Source organism: Haloferax sp. ATB1 (assembly GCF_000730175.1).
This window is the reverse complement of record NZ_JPES01000042.1, coordinates 1-21,896: the sequence shown is the minus strand read 5'-3', so window position 1 is coordinate 21,896 and position 21,896 is coordinate 1. Positions and strand designations below refer to the sequence as shown.

The 21,896-nt window shown below is 51.9% G+C and carries 20 protein-coding genes and 1 pseudogene; 5 read left to right on the top strand and 16 right to left on the bottom strand.

The genetic code is table 11. The features are described 5' to 3' along the window. Window positions 1–462: 462 nt before the first annotated feature. The 5 genes from ATB1_RS07090 to ATB1_RS07070 form a co-directional block, all read right to left on the bottom strand. Entirely contained in the window at window positions 463–1,710 is a 1,248-nt protein-coding gene (locus ATB1_RS07090; RefSeq protein ID WP_004968215.1) for an orc1/cdc6 family replication initiation protein, read from the bottom strand. A gap of 1,014 nt (window positions 1,711–2,724) precedes the next feature. Next, window positions 2,725–3,246 (bottom strand): hypothetical protein, encoded by a 522-nt coding sequence (locus ATB1_RS07085; RefSeq protein WP_042662937.1) that lies wholly within the window; start codon window positions 3,244–3,246, stop codon window positions 2,725–2,727. After that, on the bottom strand, window positions 3,246–4,127 hold the full coding sequence (locus ATB1_RS07080; protein ID WP_004968211.1) for a ParA family protein: 882 nt from the start codon (window positions 4,125–4,127) through the stop codon (window positions 3,246–3,248). The genes ATB1_RS07085 and ATB1_RS07080 overlap by 1 nt, the downstream gene beginning before the upstream one ends. A 744-nt stretch (window positions 4,128–4,871) precedes the next feature. Then, a complete protein-coding gene (locus tag ATB1_RS07075; protein WP_042662936.1) occupies window positions 4,872–5,357 on the bottom strand; it encodes a hypothetical protein in 486 nt (161 codons plus the stop codon). Between the two features lie 5 nt (window positions 5,358–5,362). After that, entirely contained in the window at window positions 5,363–5,908 is a 546-nt protein-coding gene (locus ATB1_RS07070) for a hypothetical protein (RefSeq protein WP_241768116.1), read from the bottom strand. A 149-nt stretch (window positions 5,909–6,057) separates the two neighbouring features. Between ATB1_RS07070 and ATB1_RS22360 the strand changes: the two genes are divergently transcribed. Beyond that, window positions 6,058–6,234 carry a hypothetical protein gene (locus ATB1_RS22360; RefSeq protein ID WP_198526057.1) on the top strand — a complete coding sequence of 59 codons (177 nt, stop codon included), beginning with the start codon at window positions 6,058–6,060 and terminating at the stop codon, window positions 6,232–6,234. A gap of 155 nt (window positions 6,235–6,389) precedes the next feature. Here ATB1_RS22360 and ATB1_RS07060 read toward each other — a convergent pair whose 3' ends face one another. From ATB1_RS07060 to ATB1_RS07045, 5 genes are all read right to left on the bottom strand, one after another. Then, window positions 6,390–6,635, bottom strand: a complete 246-nt coding sequence (locus ATB1_RS07060; RefSeq protein WP_042662931.1) for a type II toxin-antitoxin system HicA family toxin — start codon at window positions 6,633–6,635, stop codon at window positions 6,390–6,392. After that, on the bottom strand, window positions 6,636–6,899 hold the full coding sequence (locus tag ATB1_RS07055) for a hypothetical protein (RefSeq protein ID WP_042662930.1): 264 nt from the start codon (window positions 6,897–6,899) through the stop codon (window positions 6,636–6,638). A 127-nt stretch (window positions 6,900–7,026) separates the two neighbouring features. Beyond that, complete coding sequence (locus ATB1_RS20475; protein ID WP_004968206.1) at window positions 7,027–7,227, bottom strand: hypothetical protein; 201 nt, start codon at window positions 7,225–7,227, stop codon at window positions 7,027–7,029. Between the two features lie 47 nt (window positions 7,228–7,274). Next, the gene (locus tag ATB1_RS07050) at window positions 7,275–8,117 is read right to left on the bottom strand and encodes a DUF6036 family nucleotidyltransferase (RefSeq protein WP_042662929.1); all 843 of its coding nucleotides are present in this window, start codon (window positions 8,115–8,117) and stop codon (window positions 7,275–7,277) included. Next, window positions 8,114–9,040 carry an HTH domain-containing protein gene (locus tag ATB1_RS07045; protein WP_042662928.1) on the bottom strand — a complete coding sequence of 309 codons (927 nt, stop codon included), beginning with the start codon at window positions 9,038–9,040 and terminating at the stop codon, window positions 8,114–8,116. Before ATB1_RS07045 ends, ATB1_RS07050 begins: the two co-directional genes overlap by 4 nt. A 425-nt stretch (window positions 9,041–9,465) precedes the next feature. Here ATB1_RS07045 and ATB1_RS07040 point away from each other — a divergent pair, with 425 nt between their 5' ends. Then, window positions 9,466–10,386 carry a hypothetical protein gene (locus tag ATB1_RS07040; RefSeq protein ID WP_128081430.1) on the top strand — a complete coding sequence of 307 codons (921 nt, stop codon included), beginning with the start codon at window positions 9,466–9,468 and terminating at the stop codon, window positions 10,384–10,386. Beyond that, complete coding sequence (locus ATB1_RS07035) at window positions 10,386–12,194, top strand: MBL fold metallo-hydrolase (protein WP_042662926.1); 1,809 nt, start codon at window positions 10,386–10,388, stop codon at window positions 12,192–12,194. Before ATB1_RS07040 ends, ATB1_RS07035 begins: the two co-directional genes overlap by 1 nt. Before the next feature lie 371 nt (window positions 12,195–12,565). On the opposite strand, the pseudogene ATB1_RS24535 reads toward ATB1_RS07035, so the two are convergent. Continuing rightward, a pseudogene (locus tag ATB1_RS24535) lies at window positions 12,566–12,984 on the bottom strand (putative toxin-antitoxin system toxin component, PIN family). Continuing rightward, the gene (locus tag ATB1_RS07025) at window positions 12,966–13,304 is read right to left on the bottom strand and encodes a hypothetical protein (protein WP_042662922.1); all 339 of its coding nucleotides are present in this window, start codon (window positions 13,302–13,304) and stop codon (window positions 12,966–12,968) included. The pseudogene ATB1_RS24535 and the gene ATB1_RS07025 overlap by 19 nt, the downstream one beginning before the upstream one ends. Window positions 13,305–13,419: 115 nt before the next feature. Between ATB1_RS07025 and ATB1_RS07020 the strand changes: the two genes are divergently transcribed. Both ATB1_RS07020 and ATB1_RS07015 read left to right on the top strand, forming a co-directional pair. Next, window positions 13,420–13,911, top strand: coding sequence for a hypothetical protein (locus tag ATB1_RS07020; RefSeq protein WP_128081428.1), 492 nt, complete (start codon window positions 13,420–13,422; stop codon window positions 13,909–13,911). A gap of 714 nt (window positions 13,912–14,625) precedes the next feature. Next, a complete protein-coding gene (locus ATB1_RS07015) occupies window positions 14,626–15,885 on the top strand; it encodes an orc1/cdc6 family replication initiation protein (RefSeq protein WP_042662918.1) in 1,260 nt (419 codons plus the stop codon). A gap of 244 nt (window positions 15,886–16,129) precedes the next feature. On the opposite strand, the gene ATB1_RS07010 is transcribed toward ATB1_RS07015, so the two are convergent. The 4 genes from ATB1_RS07010 to ATB1_RS06995 form a co-directional block, all read right to left on the bottom strand. Continuing rightward, window positions 16,130–16,516 (bottom strand): hypothetical protein, encoded by a 387-nt coding sequence (locus tag ATB1_RS07010; protein ID WP_042662916.1) that lies wholly within the window; start codon window positions 16,514–16,516, stop codon window positions 16,130–16,132. A 1,125-nt stretch (window positions 16,517–17,641) separates the two neighbouring features. Then, entirely contained in the window at window positions 17,642–18,277 is a 636-nt protein-coding gene (locus tag ATB1_RS07005) for a DUF3267 domain-containing protein (protein WP_042662915.1), read from the bottom strand. Between the two features lie 67 nt (window positions 18,278–18,344). Continuing rightward, window positions 18,345–19,280: a hypothetical protein gene (locus ATB1_RS07000; RefSeq protein WP_042662913.1), complete on the bottom strand. Its 936-nt coding sequence runs from the start codon at window positions 19,278–19,280 to the stop codon at window positions 18,345–18,347. 354 nt (window positions 19,281–19,634) lie between these two features. Continuing rightward, window positions 19,635–21,896: Eco57I restriction-modification methylase domain-containing protein (locus ATB1_RS06995; protein ID WP_042662911.1), on the bottom strand; the 2,262-nt coding region annotated here is incomplete at its 5' end.

Sequence of the window (21,896 nt, the reverse complement as noted above, 5' to 3'; positions counted from 1 at the left end):
GCCTGTTTCTGGAGTCGCTGCAAGGAAGCGAAGAATGGAACGTCCATTCGTATTCGGTCCTGGAAGGTCCGATGGCTGGTAATTTTCGAAATCAACGGGCATATGTAACAGTATGTAACGGAGAGTAATAGACTTGGTGGAGTAGTTGTTCCAGAGTACTCTTTGGACGCTGGAAGGTCTCGATCGACGCGTTCTCCTATAGAAGTGCGATGAATCTGAGGTCGTTGGGGGATCTAGTTTTTACTGGCAAGAGTGGTGTGTCTGACCGTGTATTTAAAGAGTGGCGAGTTAATTCAGCAAAGAGATTGTTGATAGACAAAGACGACTCAGTATCCGCATTTTGCGGCGGTACAAGGTGTGGTGGCTCCGCGCCAACTGATGGGTTTCCTACTGAAGCCACCGAGTGGCAGTGTCAGCAGGAACATCGGAGCGAATCTGGCCCCAGCAAAAAATGCCGCACCGTCAGTTGGACCGAAGCTCGAGTGAATCAGGGATGTACGGTTCGATACTGCGAAGGACTCCTACTACTTTCAGGGTTTCTTCTATCGATTCGAGAATGTTGGAGATGTCAGTCTTCAAGTCCCACTTCCGGTATTTTCCACCTTTCCGGCCAAGGTTCTTTTCGGTCACCGAAAGCAAGCCAAGCATTTTGAGCTCGTCAAGGTGGTCAGATACCCAGCGAGAAGTATGGGGGTCGATATCGCCAGCTTCACAGATTCGCTCATACTGTGGGTAGATCACACGTGTACGCGCAGGCATCTTGCCGTTTGCAGCCAACACACAGAGAGCATAGAGTATGTAGTGGTCATGTTCGTGTAATCCCTGAATCCCACGCCTGACCTTCTTCGATTTCAGCCGGCTTTGTGCTCGGTTGACGTCGTCTTCGGTGACTAAGCTGCGTTTGTTTTCGCGAGCAACGTCGCCTGCCTCTAGTAGTAAGTCAAGAGCCTTACGAGCGTCACCCGCTTCTTTGGCGCCGTATGCAGCACAGAGTGGAATTACTCCTTCATCGAGTCCGTCGTCTTTGAACGCGATATCGGCACGCTGTTGGAGGACATCTTGGAGTTCAGTCGCGTCGTATGTTGGAAAGTGAAGTTGGCGTTCACACAGTGAGCTTTTGACCTTTGGTGAGAGGTCATCTGTGAACGTCAAGTCGTTTGAGATACCGATGATTCCGATCTTCGTATCGGAGACGTTCCCATTAGCATGGGCACGAGACAACTGGTACAGAATACTGTCTTCACCGGATTTGATGTGATCAACTTCGTCCAGAACGATGAGGACAGTTCCAGCTCTCGATTCCAGTTCTTCCCAGAGCATCGCATATGCTTCAGACTTCGAGTAACCGGATTCAGAGATTTGTTGGGAGGCCGAGCGCATCTGGTTGACGAGTGCAATACACAGACGATAGCTCGTCTCTAGTCCGTCGCAGTTCAAAAATACCGTCCGCAGGACAAGGTCATCGTACTGTTCGGAATCTGCTTCGAGTTGCTTGAGGAAGTATTTAGTTGAGGCAGTCTTCCCGACCCCAGTCTTACCGTAGAGGAAGATATTCTTTGGAGTCTCTCCCCAAATAACCGGCTCAAGCGCCGAGTGGTACTCTTCGAGTTCGTCATCGCGACCGACGAGAGAATTTGGAGTATACTCGTCGGTGAGTGCCCCTCTGTTGACGTAGGGGGTGTTCCCACGCTTGAACTCAAATTGGCCCATTGGTGAGGGTTGTGTTGCCAAATGATATAAACCCCCCGGACCGCCTGTTCATCTGTTTCGTTTGTACACACCGTATTTCATTTGTTTCCCGAGTTGTTGTCCATATTGTCCACGGTCGACGAGACTAGTTCCCCAACTTTTGCCCGGAGACAACTCCCAAGATATACTAGCGAAGTCCAAAAGTCGATTAGCTTTTAGAGAAATCAGGCATATCTCACCGGGTTGAAGCATCAATAATTTATCTATTGCAGAATTTCACGATGAGAGTGCTAGAACCACCTGTTCATCTGTTTCTTTTGTAGACACCACATTTCATTTGATTCGCTTGTTCAACTACACACTGATGTTGTAACAGACACCACTGTTCATCTGCTTCTTCTGAAACATAGTTGAGGTCACGCTCTTACACCAAATATTCGCCAAAGCGATTATTACAGAGTCACCGCCCGAATTTCCTTTTTCATCGATGTAGATTAGCGAACTACTGTGACATCAGCTCGGCAAGGAAGTCTCGAATCTATGTCAGACACCACCTGTTCATCTGTTCGTTTGTTCTTCAGAGGTTCCGACACACACACACACCACATTTCATCTGTTCTTCCACGTGAACCCGAGGTCAGCAAGTGGCAAAACATGATTCATCGTGTTTGTACCACCAAAACCGAATCAACACTAGACTAGAACTAGAACCATTGAATGATTTTTACCACAAATCACTGTCTTCGCATTATTATATATATTTACTGGTAGAAGATAATTATACCGTCTATTCTAAGTTGCCTAGGTAGTTTATCTAGCCGTTAAACGCGTGTTAATGACGTTTAATCAATTCACCCAGAGTTATGAAACTGAGTGAAATATCCTTGTTTTATATACTAACTATAGTCGTCACTCCATCACCACTCTACTCTCGACTCAAAGAACAGATGAACGACGGTGTATGTGTCCGGACTCCGTGAGTGACCAACTTCGCTTCATCGTGGAGTGTTAACGGGTTGTGGAATAATTCTCGTCCTATGTCTCGCGAAGTTCGACCACCTTGTCGGCAATTGCGTCAGGATGTTCCATTACGAACTGAAGGATTGCTTCGTGTATCTCACGCTTCTCGTCATTCCGGATACCGTACTCTCTGAGCGCTTGTTTCACGTCGAATTGAATGAAGTCCTCAAACTCGTCGTGGGTGGTTCGCCGTGGGTATATCTGAGCTTGTACCGACTCAGAGAAGGGGAAACCGGGATTACTGTCTTCGAGCGCTCTAGATGTATTTGGCCTTACTTCTTGATTGGATTCCTGTTCTGGTCCATCGATGCCTGACTGCTTACTCACCTCTGATTCACGTTCGAGGCTTTCATCTTCCTTTTTGGAATCAACGTCTGACTCTATGTCTTCATCTTTGACCGTCACCTCGTCCCGTACCTCGCCAGAGGTGTCCGTAGTTTCAGACTTGGCTGTATCGGACTCCTGCTCTTCGTCATCGTCTTCGACTTCCGCAAGTTCCTCATCCAACCCTGCAAAGCGGTCGGTGTAGTCCCCCATTAGCGACGCACCTCTCCGTGTTCAATGATGCTTGCGAGTTCTTCGAACGACGAGAGGATCGAATCTTCTGGTGCGTAGTCTCGAAGCGGTTTGTGATCTCCAATTGCACGGGAAAGTGACTCAGAGTGGCGAATACCTGGCTTTGGGAGTGAGCCATCCCATTCTCCGGAATCAATCTTTTCCAGGTCAGCTGGAGAGATATACGCGAAGTTCGGGACCTTCGCAGCGAGATGTTCACGCGTCACCAACGACTCGATCAGCTCTCGGTCAAGAGTTTGTTGATCGATACGACGTTGGAGGTCTGTCGGTACAATTGCAAGCAAGTCCAGCGAAATGAACTCTCGAAGTGGCTTGATTAGACGCTCGACCGTTCGCTCGAACCCTCCGAGTGATTCAGGGCCTGGGCGGAGTGGCACAAGAATCGACTCGGTTGCGACGAGTGCGTTGTCCGTGAGGTGGCCCGTACTCCCGGGCGTGTCGATGATGATGTAATCGTAGGTTTCGCCCAAGAGCGGCTCAACAAGGAACTGTCGCATCCTGACTGTTCCGTGGTTCACCGACCCGAGACGATCTTGGACGTCTTCGAGGTCTGCTGTTGATGGGAAGAGGTCAAACCCAAACTCAGTCGAAACGATTGCGTCATCTGGCTCTGCATCCCGATCTATGATGATCTCTCCGAGATCTGCGTGCTCATCGTCTAGATAGACTTCGCGGAAGTCAAGGCCAACTGTGAGGTGACCATTCGGGTCGAGGTCGACAAGCAGAACATCGTGACCTCGCTCAGCTAACTCGCGGGCAGTGTTAAGCGAAATCGTTGTTTTCCCGACGCCACCCTTGAGCGTGTTCAGTGCGACAGCGTTTGGTTGGGGTTCCTGTGACATTGGAGTTCACCTGAGTCACCTAAGGTAGCTGAGGTACCTGTGGTTGTGCGGATAGACTCACGCATATCATATAATATTTTCTGACTTAACTACCTCACCTAAGCCACCTAAGGTACCTGAGGCAGGTAAGGTAGGTACCATTGTACCGCTTGATTCATCTATATTATCTATTGTTCCTAGCTCAACTACCTCACCTAATGGGCCAGTGCCACCTTAGGCACCTGAGGTACCTAATGTGAATGTGGAAAATAAGCTAACTAAGGCTGTTCTCGATTATGGATGGTATCCAGAAATGTCTCTGTCCTACCATCTCTACCTTAGTTGCCTGAGGTACCTAACTTGCTCCTAACCTTCTGCTCGGAATATGCGAGCAGACTCCGTTGCGCTTGAAGGCAAAATAGCCTATCTCGAAATAGCCAACTCTGAAATTGGTTATCCTGGTCCGATATCAACAACCAGTGCCGACCACAGGTCCGGAGATTGGGACTTTGGGGGGCGCGCGAACTGGCCAAACATCTTTGCTGTGACACCATGTAACTACTACTGGAGACAATCTGTGTCACATGCGTCTCCACAATCCCCCATGACGAGTGATTCGACGGCGCTTGGTCGATGCCCTGACTGCGGCGAAGAGATTGAAGCCTATCAGTCGATTATTGAGTTCGAGGATGGCGATGGGGCAACTGGCGTGTTCGCAGAGTGCTATTCATGCGATGAAGTCGTCCGCCCAGAGTGACAAACTGCCTACGTGTCCACGAGGTAGTCTGCACCGTACTCCTTCTCGAATTCGTATTCTGACGGGAAAACCGGATCTGTTGTCGCCCAGACATCGTTAATTCGTTTCTCGATAGTCTGAAGAACAACCCGAAGCACGCCATTCGGATCATCTGGGTAGACTGCATCGACCGCACTCTCTTCTCGCGGTTGTGGTGGTACGTGGTAGTGGTCGCGCGTATTGTGCGTATTTGGGTGGCGGTCCCATCGACACGACCAGCGCTCACCAGCCCATTCCTCAAAATACTGAATATTGAACTCACCATTCAGTCGAAGACGGATTTCGAGAGTGGCAGTATCCACAACGTTGGGATAGTAACTCGACTGAAGAGTGGCAACAACACGATCTTCTTTTCCAGACGGGAAGTACTGGACGGTCTCGATTACCGAGAGATCTGCGAGTCGACCACCGAGAATTTGCATCCGTTCTTCGTTGAGGTCATCTGTGCGTCCCATCGAGCTCAGGGGAACGACGAGGCAGGACTCCCACCGGTATTTGATTTGAGACGGAATTTGGCTTCTCGGAGTTCACGAAGGCGGCGAGTGACAGTTCGCCATTCACTCAGTCTATCGTACGCCTCATCGAGATCTTCGTACGTCGCCTCGGAAAGAACAACCGCCTCGGGTGAGGATTCAGCGAAGTAGCTCGAGAGTTCTCGTTCGCGGATTCGGTACTCGTCGATTGCTTCGTCGGCTGCTTCAGCTGTTTTGAACTCCCGGGTCAGTTCCGTGACACGACGGAACTCAAAGTAGGCCTCGTTTCGGACAAAAAGTGCAGGATTGTCTGCGACTTTTTCGAGGACTCCGAGTTCGACGAACCACTCCAAGTGGGGACGAGCACCTTCTTTTGTACAGTCAGCACGCTCTGCGACGTCCGCAACAGTGGTTGGGGCCGTGAGTGTCGTCGCTGCTTCATACACACGATCTTTCACCGTCCGACTCTCGACGGCTTCGTCCCACTCACCGGTCAGATTCATGTCCGGTGGAGACGGTGTATCCTCAGTCATTGTCCTAGAGACGGATTGCGCTCATATTAGTTTGTGGGTGCAAAGATATGTTTGCAATCGTGAGTAGGTCCTGGGCGTCTAGTCGTCAGGTCCGCCCCGTTGCGTTCGCACCGCGCGACGACCAAGGGGCGAACGAGACGTGCGCCGCTATGTCTGCCATGAAGATCAGCGTGGAGAGTGGCACACCGTCGGCTTCCCATCTGCTACTGATGCTCTCAAATGGGCCGATGAGTGGCCCTACGACGTGGAATACCAGGGACGAACACCACCACGACGGGCCGCTCCATCGTCCCGAGGACGTGACGGCGACCGACTTGGATACCTAAACGAACCGGGCTTGTCCGCGGTGAGGACGTCCCCAACTCACCAACTGCGATGAGTCCAGGTTCGAGGCTTCTCCCGAGAAGATCAGACAGGAGCGCGATGTCGGTTACCTCAGTAAGTCCAGTGTTCAGCATACCGACGCCCACATCGATGACGGTTACAGCGTCTGTTCGATCCACTCGCACCACGAGTGGAAGTCCTTCGCGCCGCATTGGTCGGCGATAGACCTGAGAGTCCCAATCTTGAGTTCGTCGTGCTGCGGCACGTCGACGTTTCGGACTTCTCCCGTCTCAGGATGCTCGTATCGGAGCCGAACGTGGCTTCCATGGCGAGATTTCGGGACGTATCCGTACTTGGTGAGTGCTTTGGTGACCTCGCGGCCAGAGAACGTCTTCCGTACCATCTACTGCATAAAGTCGGGCAGTTCACGGTTCTCGAACTCGTCGGGGTCGAGGCCGAGTTCTTCGAAGTCATCGTCGGTGATGGGCTCACCACCACCCTCGTGGAGAACGAGAGCCTCCGCAAGCTGCGAAAGTGCTTCTGCTCGGGTGTCGCCACCACGTGCGAGACCGGTCTCGGTATCGCGGGCGGTGATACTCCCGTCGTCTTCGCGGATGAACTCGACCCCCTCAAAGTCGTCGTCACCGTTGCGAGTCGCACTTGCCATACTAAACTCGAATCGGTCTCAGAGGATAAGCGTTCGGACGGCGAGGAATCCCCCTCTATATTCAGCACGCGACATCTGTCAGGCCCTGAGTATTTCAACAGAGCCGTAGGTGTGTAAGTGGATTAGCTCAGACGTCGAATCCGTTTCGCCTGAGTGCCTCTGCCAGCTCTCCGTCAGGGTCAGCCGCAAACTCAACCAACGATGACTCAGGCCTTGTTGTCGTATATAATTCAGAGTCAATATTGTCTGGGATTTCGTTCGTGTGGCTCTTATCTACAACTGCAACTGATATTTTTGGTCTCGTGTCCGCGTCTTTTGGCTCACTCATTAACTGATTGTACGAGGAAACGATGTTTGGATTTTACCATTCGGGTATCAAATTTTCTCTTGGAGGACGAGTGACCCGTCCTCACCGTATCTGACGAGCCCGATTTGCTGGAGCCACTCAATACCCGACGTAGCTGTCTCCTCACCTACCCTTGATTCGACTGTCCGTTCGGGAACTCCTTCGTACAAGTCGTCATCGTATTCGGTTTCCGCAAGTAGTCGAATACACTGATCGACCCGTTCACCGTCTACGGTTCGTGAGTGCAAGCGTTCGATCTCATCTTGGATGTCGAATGAGTACCCTTGCTCTTGGAGACGGGCGAGTTTGTGCTTCATGGCACCGACAAACTCGTCTCGACCGATAAGCGACAACTGGGTGTGCACCTCTTGGACGATTAACTCCTCATCGATTCCTGCTTGTGCGAGTACAACCATGTCGTCGACGTCATCGTCTCTATTCGCGACCGATTTGAAGAGGAAGATATCGTCGAGTGACACCATCCGGACAGTCAACGGTCCGTCTTCGAAGAGGTGCTGGCTTCGGGCCTCCATGTCGTCACTCAGCATGAGTACGCCGGCGACTTGCCTGTGGAAGACGTCGAATCGACGCTTACCGTTCTCGAGGATAAACGCCGCGTCAAGTTCGTCATACTCTTGTTCGAGGTCTTCTGGCGGCTCATATCCCGCTGCGGTGAGTGCTGTCCAAAGCTGCTTGAGTTCGTACTCTTCTCTAACGATCAGGTCGATGTCTTTTGTCGCGTTCTTGAGCTCCTGGAGCGTAAGAGCGCCACCTCCAATGAGGAACACCGTAATCGGCTCGTTGATCAGGTTCGCGAGTTCGTGAAACTGTTCTCGGATCGCCGTGTATTCCAACGTCGACTCGCGGGTCATATTTCTACCTCGTAGTCACGAGCGAGCGATTCCATTTCAGACCAAGGTGGGGTTTGGCCTGAGGTCTGTTCGCCTTCTGTTCGTAGGTACGTCAAGAGAGGTGAGATGATGTCTTCGACTCCGTAGGATGTTGCGACTTCGTGAACGTCTTCGTGGGATGTGTTGGTTGCGGTAATGAGAAGCATAGCGTACTTTCGGTGGCGAGCGTCGTTCTCGATGAGGAGTAGATGACAGACCAACTCGGCCGGTGAGAGTGACTCTCGGCTTTCTGAGTAGAAGTAATAGTTCCCCGAGCGCGTGAAGAACTGCAGACCGTATTCGCTGAATGCACCGAGTCCTGTCAGCAGGTACTGACTGTCGTCAACACCCTCGTCTGTTCGCACAATGAACTCGTCATAAGATTCCCACAGAAGTGTTCCACTCCCGATGTCGGTCTGGACTTGCGTACGGTGGTGTTGGTGCCGGAGCTCCACAGCGAACTTGTGAAGTCCTGAGAACTGTTCGGTGAGGCGGTATCTCGTTCCTTGCTTAACAGCTATTGCCCGGTTTGTAAGCGTCTTGAGCGTCCGATAGACAGTTGCCCGTGACACCTCGGTTCGTTGGGCAAGCTCGGCTGCCGACACTGGTTCATCCGCGGGGAGATAATAGAGGACACGAAGCATCGACGACGTTAGCAATTCCGGGAAGTCAACGTGGGAGTTGGTTGCCGTGAGGTCTTGGTACACCTCGAGGCACTTCGCAGACGTTGGGTGTATTATCGTCTCGTTTCCCACCCGTTCACGGGTGACCAATCCCAATTTTTCGAGATGTACCACAGCGTTCGTGATGGTTCCCGGCTCATATTCGAGCTCAGTAGCAAGTGCTCGGCGCTTTTTAGGGGAATCAAGTGTCGCCATGATTCGCAACTCATTCTCCTCTAGCATGGTGTCTCAAATTGGATGTACTTGTAATAAAGCACTACATCGGATATGAGACTTTTGGTGGTGATTGTTGAGAAATTCGATGGATCTCTGCGGTAGAGAGAATAGTGTATTCAAGGACAATAGTGTGACACTGGAATTGCGTCCAACAAAGAAATTGAGCGTGTCCAAATTGCCTCGCTTAGGTGGAAAAGTGCTAGTATGACTTTTGACGACCAAATTGGAGCTATGTTACAGTCAAAAAAGTCTTTCAGGTCGGTGTTCTGGTCCTACTTCCGATTCTCGACTATTCAAGGAACCAAAATACTCGGTATTGGAGTTTGCCGAAGGGTCGTTCAAAAATGAAACACGAATCCTTGAGCCGTGTTAATTCATATCCCCCTGTAGTGAACACAATAGCATACTCGGTGCGAAACGAGGTTTTGCTGATGAAGCGCCACGTTTCGAATACGAGTACCCAATTCATGTCCGGAAAACCCGAATCAGCCGAGACACGAGCCGCACTACTCACTGACCATAACCCATTGTCTGTACTGGACAAACTCCCGTCGAACGTGTTCCCGGTGCGCATGAAGCTTGGTCTCCCACGTCCGAGAGGTGCAGACACCACAGACGACACCTACAAGTCTCCGTCGTACCCTGTTAGTGTCAACCAACCGAGTGCCCCGTACATCCCGGAACAAACGGTTCATTTCGATAACCCCGTAGAGCGTGCTCCCGACAAGACGACTGCGTGGACACCGCCTGAGTTCTGTGAGAAGCTCACTGAAGTTCTGAACCATCTCGAGGACGATCATCCTGTGGTGAACACGGACACCCTCACGCTCCAAGAGATTGATCTCGTAGAAATTCCAAGTCACTTCCTCACCACAGACTCAGCGACGGGGAATTTGGTACCGAAACCAGATATGTACGACCGAAATGGTGAGATGACAATGGTTCGGTTCGCAAAGGAAGGGTCCCTGTCCGCGACGAATGTGCGTGACAGCATCAAAGAAGCCCTCCCCGGAGAAACCAGAACACCGACGAGGTTGACCCGTATCAAGGAAGTTCAAGCAAAACCGTTCCGGCATGGACGAACAACTAGTGTGTCCGGTGGGCGGGCCCAGTACTACACCGAAACTGATGCAGAGAAAAACAATGACCTGTCGTTGACTCCCTCGGTCTACCAGCTCGACGAATTGAACGCGGACGGCGACCAGAACCGGCCGTTGAGTATGGTGCTGGACTCACTCGAGGAATTCGTTCCATCTCTCGTCAATGAGACGGACGGGTTGGTGTCGAAAGTGAAGTTCGTTGGGCAGGAACGCGAGCACACGGTATTCCACGCCACGGAGGTGTTGAAGTGATGAGTCATGACCCAGAGATGCCGTGGCTCCCCAAAGACACGGGCGACGAATTCGACCCCCTCGAACACGCCGACGTCACCGTCGACAAGGACACACCAATGGTTGTGGTCCCGCGTGGGGGCGGAATGGAAGTTGGACGGAGCTGTTATCAACTTGAAACAGAACATAGCACACTCTTAGTTGACGCTGGGTTGAACCAAGGGACCGGTGGGCAGTTCCCGGATTTCCGTGGACTCGAGAAAGGCCAGGTCGACGGCGTGTTCCTGACGCACGCACACATCGACCATTGTGGAGCGCTCCCTGTCCTTGAGAATCGCGGGTTGCTTGACGATGACGCAACTATCGTGGCGACGCGCCCGACAACCCAAATCGCTCAGACACTCCTTGAGGACTCGTTGAAGATTCACCGCCGGGAGGCACAGAAACCCGGACGAGAACAGCACTTCGATGAAGAAGACATCGAACGAGTCTACGAACGGTTCCAACCAGTCGACTATGAATCGGGCCGTGTATGTGAGTACACGCACGTCTCAGATATTGACCCATTGCGGTTCACGATGGGGAACGCTGGGCACCTCCTAGGGAGCGCGTGGATATCGTTCGAAACCAATGGGTATCGTGTCGTGTTCAGTGGTGATGTTGGTGGACGGAGTACGCATCTCCCCCCGATGGACCCGCCTCCGGAAGCAGACCTGTTAATGATAGAATCCACGTATGGTGGGAAGCACAGCCATACGTCGATGAAGGACGCTCGCACTTCGGTCTACAAGTCCGTCGAACGTGCGTTAAAGAACCGCGAGCCGGTATTGATTCCGACGTTCAGTGTGGGGCGAGCACAGACGCTGTCGTTGTTGTTCAAAGAGCGGCTTCACACGATGCCGAGCCACATCCAAGATGAAGTCGTGCTGGTCATTGATGGGATGGCGCAGGACGCCACAAACCTGTACCACACCCATATTGAGGACACAACGTACTTCGATGAATCAATCCCGAATCGCGTGAAAAACGCGCAGGACCGCCAGCCATTCCTCCCGGAGAACGCCTTGATGCCGGGGACCGACGCTGACCGGGAACGCATTCTCAGCAATTTCAACCCAGAAACCGGTGAGAACATCCCGTTGATTATTTCTCCAAGTGGGATGCTCACAGGTGGTCACTCTCCACGATACCTCGCCGAATTCGCTGCACGATACGAATCAGCGAATGTGTTCCTCACCGGGTACCAAGCGAAAGGAACGGGCGGGAGGAAACTCCAGAACGTACTCAAAGCCGAAGAAGAATCGGCAACGCTATTCCTAGACACAGACCCGTTTGGGCCTGACTGGCCACAAAACGACGGGACTGTCGACTGGGTGCAGGCCGACGATGGGATGTACACACGAGCTACGATCCCGGCTGATTGGGTGACACCGGTTGATGGATTAAGCGGACACGCCGCCCAACACGGACTACTATCATTCGCGAGGGACGTCGGACCACGAGCAATTTCACTGATCCACGGGCCAGCGTATGCGCAAGAACGATTCTCGAACCACCTCATCGATAATCTTGGCGACGTAGAAACCGTAACTCGGTCGCGAATGTTAACACCAATTCCAGTCACACGGGATATCGAAGTGGAGACGCCTGCGCTCACCCAGAAGAACGCAAAAGATGAGTCATATGATTCGATTGCAGACCAGTTCGACCATGTGTATGAATTGTTGTCTGCGTTGACTGCTGATGTCGCCGACGCTCGGCTTGAGAGTGGGCTTAGTGAGGAGGACGTTCGGCGAATCATTCGAGAAGAAATAAATAACGGAGAGTAAGCGAGTTCAGAGGAATGTGTCTCCTTTGTTAGAGTCTTTCGGCTCTGTTGAAATTTTCAGAGAATAGTAAGTGTGGCGTGACACTGACAGAGGATAAGTTCAGCACGGCCGAACCAACTATCTGTTCTCTATTAGACGTGGCAAACAAGATTCATATGAGCAAACAAGAACGACCCCCTACCTATAACAGGCTTCTAGCAGTCCTCCTACTCGTTGTTCTCTTGGTCATTGCTTTGGGAATCGGCTATGTACTAACGTTTGACTGTATCATCGGCTGTTCCGGTTGATCGATGTCCGCAACCTTGCACGATTCGCGTCCTGAGTTCAGCACATCTTTACTGTCTCTTTTCGTGAGGGTGTCAAGAGGCGGATCAGTCGCGAATGAGGGTCAAGAACTCTGCCGGCTCTACGATTTTGATACCACGGAACGGATGCTCGTCAAGGAGGTGGTCGTTACCAGAAACAATGTAGTCTGCCCCTGCTGCGAGCGCACACTCAAGAAAGACGTCATCGTCAGGGTCGTCTTCAATTACCTCGACAGAGACTTCTGGGTTGATAACTTCGGCCCCGGTGAGTCGGATAAGATCGTCTGGAAGTGTCTGTTGCTCTTCTTCATCGAAGGGCAGGCGGTCATAAGTGAGGACCTTCGAAATTCGTCGAGAGCATCCTCTGAGATGACTATTTGAACGTCTCCCATGACGGCTAAGTCTATGCATTCCTTGGGTTTTCCACCAAAACCGAGGCCAGAAATGAGGACGTTGGTGTCGAAGACTACTGTGACCTGGCCCATTCTATCGCATCATCGACATCGTCTTCGGTTACGTTCGATTCGTCGAATTTGCGTTGGACCGATGCAGACAGATTGTCCCATTCCTCTTTTCGTTCTATAGACTCCTTAGCACGCTCTTCCTCGTCGTCATCCCACAGACGGACAAGGAGAATCAAAAGGACGACAATGAGCCCATGCACGACTTCTGAGGCACCGTCGCCAAGCTTCCGGAAGCCATCAGTAATCTCGCGCTTGCCCTCTGAGAAGTCCGACCCAGACGACGCCTCATCCGGCGTCCACGGGCTGTCTTCAGGGGGATTATTTGATGCGCTGGAACTCATTGCAATTCACTCAACCGAAGGTTGCCGTCGAGGATAGATAAAATATGGTGGTGTTGTCCATCAAAGCCCGAAGTGACGTGTACGGTTCTATGCCTTGTGGGGTAGAATGCGACACATGAAGAAGTGTCGTAAGTGCAGATCAACAGGAGCAACCGAATCGGCCAGGTACTGCCACGAGTGTGGGAGCGAACTCGTCGACGAGGATGAACAGTTCATTCGAGGGATAGGAAATGGCTTCCTCACCCAGGCAGACTGGGTGTGTATCGGGGAGTGCATCAATGGCGAGCGGGGTGCACCACCGGAACGGTACCACACCCGGCTTGACGAGAAGATACGACATTCGCTGACTGACTTTGCCATACTCTACCACTGGGAAGACTTCGATCCCTCATCTGCGTTCAAATCGATGGCTCGCAGCAAAGATGGATCAACAGATGACGAACTCACGGAGGCAGTGATCCTCATGAAATCCTTCGCTCTACTGTACAGTGGGCTGGGTCGAGAGGCGTACGAGCTGATCAATGAGATTGCGATTAAGACCGTAGAGGAACTCTCTGCCGACGACATCGATGTGTCAATCGCAATCTCCAGTAGCGAAACAACGTAACCAGAAGGAGAACCGCTCGAGACCGAGAGTATTCGAATGTCTACTCGGCTTCTGGAGACCATACCCAATTCGAGCGGTCAAGTAATTTACCGTCGTAATCAGTTGCTTTTGTCACTTCCATAAATATCCCAGAAACACGGATTGCAACACACCTATCAATATTATTACTATGACACCCACACCCCACGTGTCGAATGTAAACACTCGAAATAGATGGGATGGGACGCTCAGATACTCGTCTGAAAGAGGCAGAGGTTGTGTCGATTGTTCTAATCTCTGTCCACTGATATCTATATTTAGCGGAAAGTATAAGTCGAATACACGAAAACAGCTACCGTATACCAACTAGGCGAGACAGTCTGTTTGGTGTGTCTCACCCTACGGGCCGATAGAGGTTCTGTCAATAGTGTTCTCCGGGTATTTACTTTCGACAGGTGGGGTGTGTCTGCTCGCCCGACGCTAAGTGAGTGGTTTGTAACGACGGCACGTATCGATTTACATTCGACACCTGGGGTGTCCCCCGGTACGGACCTGCGCCGAAGCAAGGTTTACACTCGACAGTCGGGGTGTGTGTTACAATCGACGCTTGGATGTCTGGGTTACTCTCGAATGTGCAGAAAATCGGTCTAAAGGCCGTCCAAAACGGCACTTACATTCGACGTACGGGGTGTGTATTACCCTATCTTTATATGCTCTCCACCGGGTGTCGATTGTATGACTTCAGGCGGCAAGGAACAACGCTCACTTGATGAAATGTGGGCTGCTGAGGACCCGATATTCGAGCGAAAACAACTGCTCGAAATTGACCACATTCCTAACGAGGACCGCATCATCGGGCGGGACGAGGAGATCGAGAATATCGTGTCCTCCCTTCATCCAGCTATCAGTGGTAACTCGCCCCGGAACACGCTTATCTACGGGAAAACTGGAACAGGAAAGTCTCTCGTCACGAAACACGTCACACGGAGTGCCCAACGCTTCGCCGGCAATCAAGGCGTGGAGATGGGTCGCGCCTACGTTGACTGTACCCAATCATCTACTGAGACTCGTGTCGTCGTCAACCTGGCTCGAGAACTCAATAACCCCGAGAGAACTGGCATCTCTATCCCCGAAACAGGACTCTCGACCGACGCGTACTATCATCGGCTCTGGCAAATTCTCGACGAACTCTATGACGTTGTAATCGTCATTCTCGACGAAATCGACAAACTGCAAGAGAATGAAGTTCTGATGCAACTCTCTCGTGCTGGTGAGGCTGGGAAGATTGATTCGTGCAATCTGGGGATTATCGCGATCAGCAACAAGATCTCGTTCAAAAAATCGCTCGACGAGCGTGTGCTGAGTAGTCTCCAAGATACTGAATTCATCTTCCCCCCGTACGATGCAAATCAACTCCGTGCGATTATGGAGAACCGTAAGGATGCGTTCAGACCGGGTGTGATTACTGACGACGTCATTCCGCTCTGTGCGGCGTATGCAGCACAAGAACATGGCGACGCCCGGAAGGCACTGGACATCCTCCGAAACGCAGGCGAGCTCGCGAAGAATAGTGATGCTGAGAAAGTGACTGATCAGCACGTCAAGGATGCTCGTGATAAGGCCGATATGGACCGCTTTGCGGCCTTACTCAAAGATCAACCAACCCAGGCAAAAGCTCCAATTCTCGCGCTAGCAGCACTCGTTGAGTCTAAGAATGAGGCCGAGTTTTCGAGCAACGAAATTTACGAGGTCTACAGGTACATCACAAACCAGCTAGACATGGATACGCTCTCGCAGCGCCGGATGAATGACCGACTTAACGAAGCCGTGTTTCTCGATATTCTCGGACGGACCGAACGCGTTGTCGGGAGGGGTCGGGGACGAGGCGTCACTCCCTACCTCTACCATCTACTCGAGGACTCAGACATCGTCCAGGCGGTCATCCTTCGGGACTCGCGATTCGAGCCGCTTGGTGGACAACCGTTGGTTCCCTGAAAGCGTCCCTGTCGCCTGATTTTACATTCGACGCCTGGGGTGTGGATTGCCGTAATCCCGCCAGACACTTCCCAGACAATAGACAGGTTGATTAGTGAGTTGACCAATTTGAAATTGCTGTCGTCAGAGGCACCCCTCCCAAGCAAGTCCACGGTTCGGTCGTCCGCTGACGCCCTCCAACTTCCGTAAGTGAACGTCTAGATGATATACTCAGAGCTCTTTGACCGCATTTAGTATCCACTGGTTAGATGGTCTTTGAGGCCTGTCTGTCGGCCCATACGGACTCCTGATACATTTCGACTGTAATTTCTACTGACTCTGGAAACCCACCAAGGTCTATAATCACGACCACCGGGTGAACGTGATCGAACGTGTCGTTGACGGTCGCCATCATCTCCCGCTGGTTTTCTGTGAGCCGGACGCGATTTCCACTCGCAACCGACTTCACCTCGATAGCATAGTAGACTCTTCCGAACTGTTTGGATCTCTGGCCGCCTCTGGAACTGTTCGTGTCGCTCTCGGTGCTCCCCTTGTCGGGGAGTGGACATCGAGCAGCGACGATATCGTCTGGTATCCACCCACTCGAGTAGCCCCACGAACCTTCGTCGGGGACTTCGACGCCGTTCAACATAGCGCACTATTCAGGTCTGCATTCTTGTCTCACTTCCAACTCACGTCTACAACTGGAAGAGATATCTATTCTCGCGGTCCCGGACAATAACAGAGCCCCGGTGTGAGAGTGAGAGGTTCTGATTGCGAAATTTGTCTGAGTGGGGGAGAACTTCATATTGTCTCCGCAAACAATCTGAGAATGATTATAGCCAATTGCCACCTCTGGGGGATCCGACCTACAAGAACGGACCTCCGCATCGATTTGCATACTGTGGTGAGTTAGTCTATGAAACCCATTGACTACCGGAGAGCCGCCGATACACAGGTGAACGACTTGACGATACTGAAACCCCCAAAGTAGCGAGACTTGAGGTAGATGGATCTCCTTTCGAGAGATTTCCCTGGTAGCACACCAGAGAGTAAATACCACAATTGGGCTGTAAGGTACAGAATAAAATCAGGTACCTCATTTAACACCTTCATGCTCGTTAGTCAGAACGCCTCAAGCCGTCGGAAGCTGGTGCGGTTGCATGAAACGTCGACTAAACAGTTGCTACTCGGCCAGCAGCGATGATAGAATCAGAACGAGGGACTGTGTTGATTTTCGTAGGTGGTCCCGGCCCCACGTGGTCACTTACTGGACTTGAGATAGGCGGCCAGAACGAGGACGCCTCCAACAACCAGTAGTTCTCTATCGGTCACTTTGCCGTCTTCTACGACGCGGCAATGGTTTCTGATACCATCACTCCAAACATGTGGTTAGAGCGTTATAAATTCTGGTTTGTTGTTAAGTTTAGAAAATTGGTGATCCAATGATTGAACTAATTCAGTCGGTGGTTGACACGGCGACCCCGCAGGTGTAAGAACGAGGTACTGTGTTCAAAACTCGTAGCGCAACCCCGAAGGCGAAACAGAGAGGCTATGCAAAAGCCGTGTTCAAAGAATTTAACTTCAGGATCAAGTACCCTGAGTTCAAATGAGGAGTATGGAACTCTCGCCTAGAGAGGGTGGAAATTAACAAATGAGTCGGCAAGGCAGGCGCGCTATTTGGTAAATCGGCTCGCAATTGAAGTCGATTTTCTTTGAGTTTCGGCTCTCATCCGGAGATAACATCGCCCGATGAGTGTCTACGAAGACTTTCTACCTACTGCTCTGGTACGGCGTACTCCGTTCTGATTTGATTGCCCTCTTCAAAATTAGCGAACTTCGTTTCTGGGTTCATACGGAGAAGTCGGACGTAGTGATACAAGTCCTGTGCGGAGGCGGCGGAATTAATCCACAAAACAATTGCCGCTATTCCGGCAACGAGGCCCCCCGAAACCTGAACAAGCCCCCACGATAGAAGTCCAATAATTGCAAATGGTGCGATGAGCATCGCCATGTTCTTCCAGGCGGGGATGTTCGTCGAAAGCGCCACCACATTCGGGTTTTTGTGGAACATCATCTCCTCATATCCGAATCTCGGGTTAAGTTCCAGTAGAAGACCCACACCGTAGTGGATTCCCTCGTGAATTGGAACCATCACTTTTCGAAACAGGACGTAAATCCCGACCATAGACGTTACCGTTCCGCCAACTGCGGTAGTTAGGTACGAGATGTTGAGAACGGCGGCAAGGTCACTCCACATCACCCAGTACGCGGTCACACCTTCGTGAACCGGGAGAAGTGCAGGAACGGCGAATACTCCAGCAATGACGAATGCGATACCGATGATGTGTCGCTCGTTCTTGTCATACTCTCGTGGCTCAGAGTATCCTTCTGGTGGCCAATCTTTCTGCATATGGTTAGAAATTCATCATTTGTTAAGTTTCTTGTGGAAGGTCAGAACCATACAGCCCGAGAACAGTTTACCCAGACTGCTGCTTCTCGATACAGTTCTGCATTTTCTTCATCTGCTCCTCAGAGAGTTTACTCGGTTCGACTCCCTCAGCTGTCTCTACGACCTCAGAAATCGTGTACTCTCCACCGAGGAAGCCGCCCCTGATGTCTTCGGCAAACTCCTCCGCTTGGTTGAATAGACTCCCATCGTCCTCAGCTTGCTCTTTGATATTGTTGTAGCAGAGCGTCGCCGCCTCAGATACCTGTCGTGGAACTACCTTTGAGCCGACAAACTTCTCAATTGTCCTCTGATGGTCGACCTCTGTGGCCTCTGAAGAGATGGTGAGATTCATCTCGTCCGCTCGGTCACGCACGAAGTTCGGAGCGGCTTGCAGACCTCCGTGAACCAACCAGTAGGAGCCGCTCATCATGAGGCCAAGCGCCTCGTCTCCGAACGTGGATTGAACAACACGATACGTTCGCTGATGAGAGAGAGCGCGGTTCGCTTTGAACGCGGTCTTGTAGTACATCCCATACTGGAACATCAACAGCTCAAAGCCGAGCGCAGCGCTGGCGAGGTAGTAATCTTCAACCGTCTCAGGGCTATCCCGGTCGAAGGCACAGGCGGCCTTGTGGTAGTCGTTGTACGTACCCACAATGGTTGTGTACTGCCCGATTTTCGAAGAGGTACGGGCTACTTTCCGGATCTGAATTGGATTGATGTTGCTGTTGAAATTTGCTCGCATCAAGCGGGCGACGTGGTAAAGTTGCTGCCCCCGTTTATGGGCAAATGAGGCAGAGGTAAACATTGTCTCGTTCACCTTTCCATAGGTACAACTCTCACTCGCCATTGTAGCGACAACAGCGGTTCTCTGAGTTTCATTCTCAGGTAGTTTCTCGAAGAAGTGAGTCATCGTATCGTTGACGGCTCGAATCTCAGATTTAGTGGCGTTGTAGTAGGTCACCTTCCCGTATTCGACAGACTTCGGTTGCTGATTAGCCGGTGTTGGTGTTGATGTAGGGGTTGACGTAGCAGTCGGTGTTGGCGTAGATGTTGGCGAAGGACGCTCAGCTTCGGCATCGGCTGGCTCGATGAAGTTGTACAACCTGCGAGAATCAACATCAGCGCCACTCCGACCGCTAGGATTTGCTTTCTAATGTGGGTGGAGTTCATTTTCTAACCCAACCAACAAGAAGGACTGTTGCGAGGTTGTTAAAATTCCGGGTAGACTGAAAGTTCGAAATCCGATGACACCGCGGATCAGAAAACGTGAAATCTGCTCCGTGAGTTCGCAATTGCCGAATCCTAATTTCTGACCTTAGTAAACTCGGAACGTCTCTAAGTATTTCTCAATCTGGGCTTGCTCATCGGACGTGATACCGAACATGTCGTACACTATGTTGTTGACCCTCTGTTCTAACTCATCAAGATTGGTTTCGGCCACCATTTCAGAATCAGAACGGAGGGCCTCAAGCAACTTCTCAACACCCCTGTCGTCTCGTGGAATCGGAATTGTTGTGGTCTCACCACTTTTGACGTTGCGACCATCCACGGCAGCGAGGACGTACTGTGCGCGGTTCTTCCGTGCATCTCGGTCATCGGAGTACATCGCGGAGTCTGTGATAGTGTCGGAACGACCGGCTTGGACGGTGAAGTCACCGTCAACGTCGCCTTGCACTTCGGCGTTCACGGGATAGCGACGAGTCTGCCACTCGTACGCGATGTAATCCAGTTCGCCATCGTACTCCCCGATGTACGCCTCGGGGAATCTGTGAGTTTTACTCTCCGTATCCATCGCTGTCGTAATCGTTGAGACGAGGTCCCGAATCTCGGCACGGTCGTCGTCATCTCCCCACGCAATCGGGAGCGGAGTCAGGTAGTTGGTGGTGTATTTGTAGTACCCATCAACCTTCAGCGTTGTGTAGTGCTTGAGGAAGAAGTCCAACGCTTTCGAGTTCAACAGGGCGGCGAACGTATCTGTCCAGTCCTTGAACTCGTCTTCGAGTTGGACACCGTACGCGGCCTTGAAATACCACGTTCCGACGTCATCAAGCATGAACGTTGCTTCTGCAGCGATTTCAGGGCAGATGAGTTTCGGGTCAGCAAACCGTGTCATGCTTTTCGGATACCCGAACCCGTACCAGTCGTTTCTGCCTTTGAACCGTCCACCTTCGCGGCTCTCTAAGGTGTCTCGATGTTCCGTTAAGTATTCCCACGTCAGAGGTAACTCGTTCTCCAAGTAATCTCGGTCGATGAGGTTTGACGTGAGGTGCCCTTTGTCGTCGTTCTCAAGAGTGTATGGCACGATAGCGTGTTCACCAGACCAGTCTCCACGCCACCGATTGACGTCACGGCCCTGCAACCATGGGCGTAGCGTATCTGTCTCAATCTCGTACTCGCGATCCTCACCCTTTGGGACAACTGTAACCGTGTCACCAGCGTCGTCAGCAGAGATTCGGTTTGCATCGACCGGTGTGACGAGGAAAACGTCGTTCGCACTCGTTTGCGTCCCAGCGAATACCGAGTCGGTCACGTCCCCAACAGTTGCGTCACTCGCCGCCTCCATCTTGTGTATGATACTCAGTTCCTCCGGTGGCATCAACGACCAATAGCCGTCGTCTAAATCGACCTGTGGGTAATCAAACACGTTAATTAAGTCGTCTTCATAGCCGGGGTCGTCGCGGTGAGTTCGGACAGCCTCAAGAACTGCCGTATCGAGGTCGCGGTTTGTCGGTGCTTTCGTATCGGCTTTGACTCGGACACAGCGAATCATGTTCGCTTCACGTGCTTCCGAGTCCGGCTCGTCTTCGAGAATCACGATAGCAGGGTAGTTCTTTGCATCTGCGAATACCCCAGAATCACGGAAGTCGTAGACTTCCTCAATGCGGCTGTCTCTCAGTAGCACGCGACGAAGGCCCTCGCCGTAGTCTGTAACCATGAACTGGTTCGGCGTAATGAACCCGAGTTTCCCAGTCTCGTCACGGAGCCAGTCGAGGCCCCGTTCGTAGAATGGGCAGTAGATGTCGTAGTTCCCAGTCGTTGAGTCGTATAGCTCATCCATCATCGTCTTCTGCTCGTCGGGGAGGTTCTGTGTACGAACGTATGGTGGGTTCCCGACGACGAAGTCGTACTCCATGTAGTTCTTGACGACGAGGGCTAACACCGTGTCCTCGAACATTTTGAACAGCCGCCCGTCGTTGTGTTCCACCTTGAGATACCGGACGGTCTGAAGCATGTCGGTGACGTACGGCTCGAAGAACTCCTCGACACCGGAGTAATTCTGCGACGTGTAGTGGTTCACTCGCTCTTCAAGCCCACTGTGGTACGTCCAGTCGAAGTCACCACCCAATTGCTCGGCGAGTGCCATGTGGTCCTTCACTGTGTCCAGCACGCCCTGTAAGGCGGCGAAGTACTCTCCGAAGTTCGAGACGCCCGTATTCAATTGGATAGTGTCGAACAGCGGCATCCGAACACGACGGACAAGGAACCCATCTTCGGTTTCAGCGGCTTGGTCCTCGCCCACTTCGACCGGTAGCGGGACCGGGATGCGAACGTCCTGTTCGTCCTCAGTCATCGCGTC

What these genes read in the sequence shown, in the direction of transcription:
- ATB1_RS07070 (WP_241768116.1), bottom strand. Translation starts at nt 5,908, where the DNA reads ATGACTGAGGATACACCGTCTCCACCGGACATGAATCTGACCGGTGAG.
- ATB1_RS07020 (WP_128081428.1), top strand. Translation starts at nt 13,420, where the DNA reads ATGAAGAAGTGTCGTAAGTGCAGATCAACAGGAGCAACCGAATCGGCC.
- ATB1_RS07035 (WP_042662926.1), top strand. Translation starts at nt 10,386, where the DNA reads ATGAGTCATGACCCAGAGATGCCGTGGCTCCCCAAAGACACGGGCGAC.
- ATB1_RS07045 (WP_042662928.1), bottom strand. Translation starts at nt 9,040, where the DNA reads ATGCTAGAGGAGAATGAGTTGCGAATCATGGCGACACTTGATTCCCCT.
- ATB1_RS07060 (WP_042662931.1), bottom strand. Translation starts at nt 6,635, where the DNA reads ATGGTACGGAAGACGTTCTCTGGCCGCGAGGTCACCAAAGCACTCACC.
- ATB1_RS07085 (WP_042662937.1), bottom strand. Translation starts at nt 3,246, where the DNA reads ATGGGGGACTACACCGACCGCTTTGCAGGGTTGGATGAGGAACTTGCG.
- ATB1_RS07010 (WP_042662916.1), bottom strand. Translation starts at nt 16,516, where the DNA reads ATGTTGAACGGCGTCGAAGTCCCCGACGAAGGTTCGTGGGGCTACTCG.
- ATB1_RS07040 (WP_128081430.1), top strand. Translation starts at nt 9,466, where the DNA reads ATGAAGCGCCACGTTTCGAATACGAGTACCCAATTCATGTCCGGAAAA.
- ATB1_RS07025 (WP_042662922.1), bottom strand. Translation starts at nt 13,304, where the DNA reads ATGAGTTCCAGCGCATCAAATAATCCCCCTGAAGACAGCCCGTGGACG.
- ATB1_RS07080 (WP_004968211.1), bottom strand. Translation starts at nt 4,127, where the DNA reads ATGTCACAGGAACCCCAACCAAACGCTGTCGCACTGAACACGCTCAAG.
- ATB1_RS07090 (WP_004968215.1), bottom strand. Translation starts at nt 1,710, where the DNA reads ATGGGCCAATTTGAGTTCAAGCGTGGGAACACCCCCTACGTCAACAGA.
- ATB1_RS20475 (WP_004968206.1), bottom strand. Translation starts at nt 7,227, where the DNA reads ATGAGTGAGCCAAAAGACGCGGACACGAGACCAAAAATATCAGTTGCA.
- ATB1_RS22360 (WP_198526057.1), top strand. Translation starts at nt 6,058, where the DNA reads ATGTCTGCCATGAAGATCAGCGTGGAGAGTGGCACACCGTCGGCTTCC.
- ATB1_RS07005 (WP_042662915.1), bottom strand. Translation starts at nt 18,277, where the DNA reads ATGCAGAAAGATTGGCCACCAGAAGGATACTCTGAGCCACGAGAGTAT.
- ATB1_RS07015 (WP_042662918.1), top strand. Translation starts at nt 14,626, where the DNA reads ATGACTTCAGGCGGCAAGGAACAACGCTCACTTGATGAAATGTGGGCT.
- ATB1_RS07055 (WP_042662930.1), bottom strand. Translation starts at nt 6,899, where the DNA reads ATGGCAAGTGCGACTCGCAACGGTGACGACGACTTTGAGGGGGTCGAG.
- ATB1_RS07050 (WP_042662929.1), bottom strand. Translation starts at nt 8,117, where the DNA reads ATGACCCGCGAGTCGACGTTGGAATACACGGCGATCCGAGAACAGTTT.
- ATB1_RS07075 (WP_042662936.1), bottom strand. Translation starts at nt 5,357, where the DNA reads ATGGGACGCACAGATGACCTCAACGAAGAACGGATGCAAATTCTCGGT.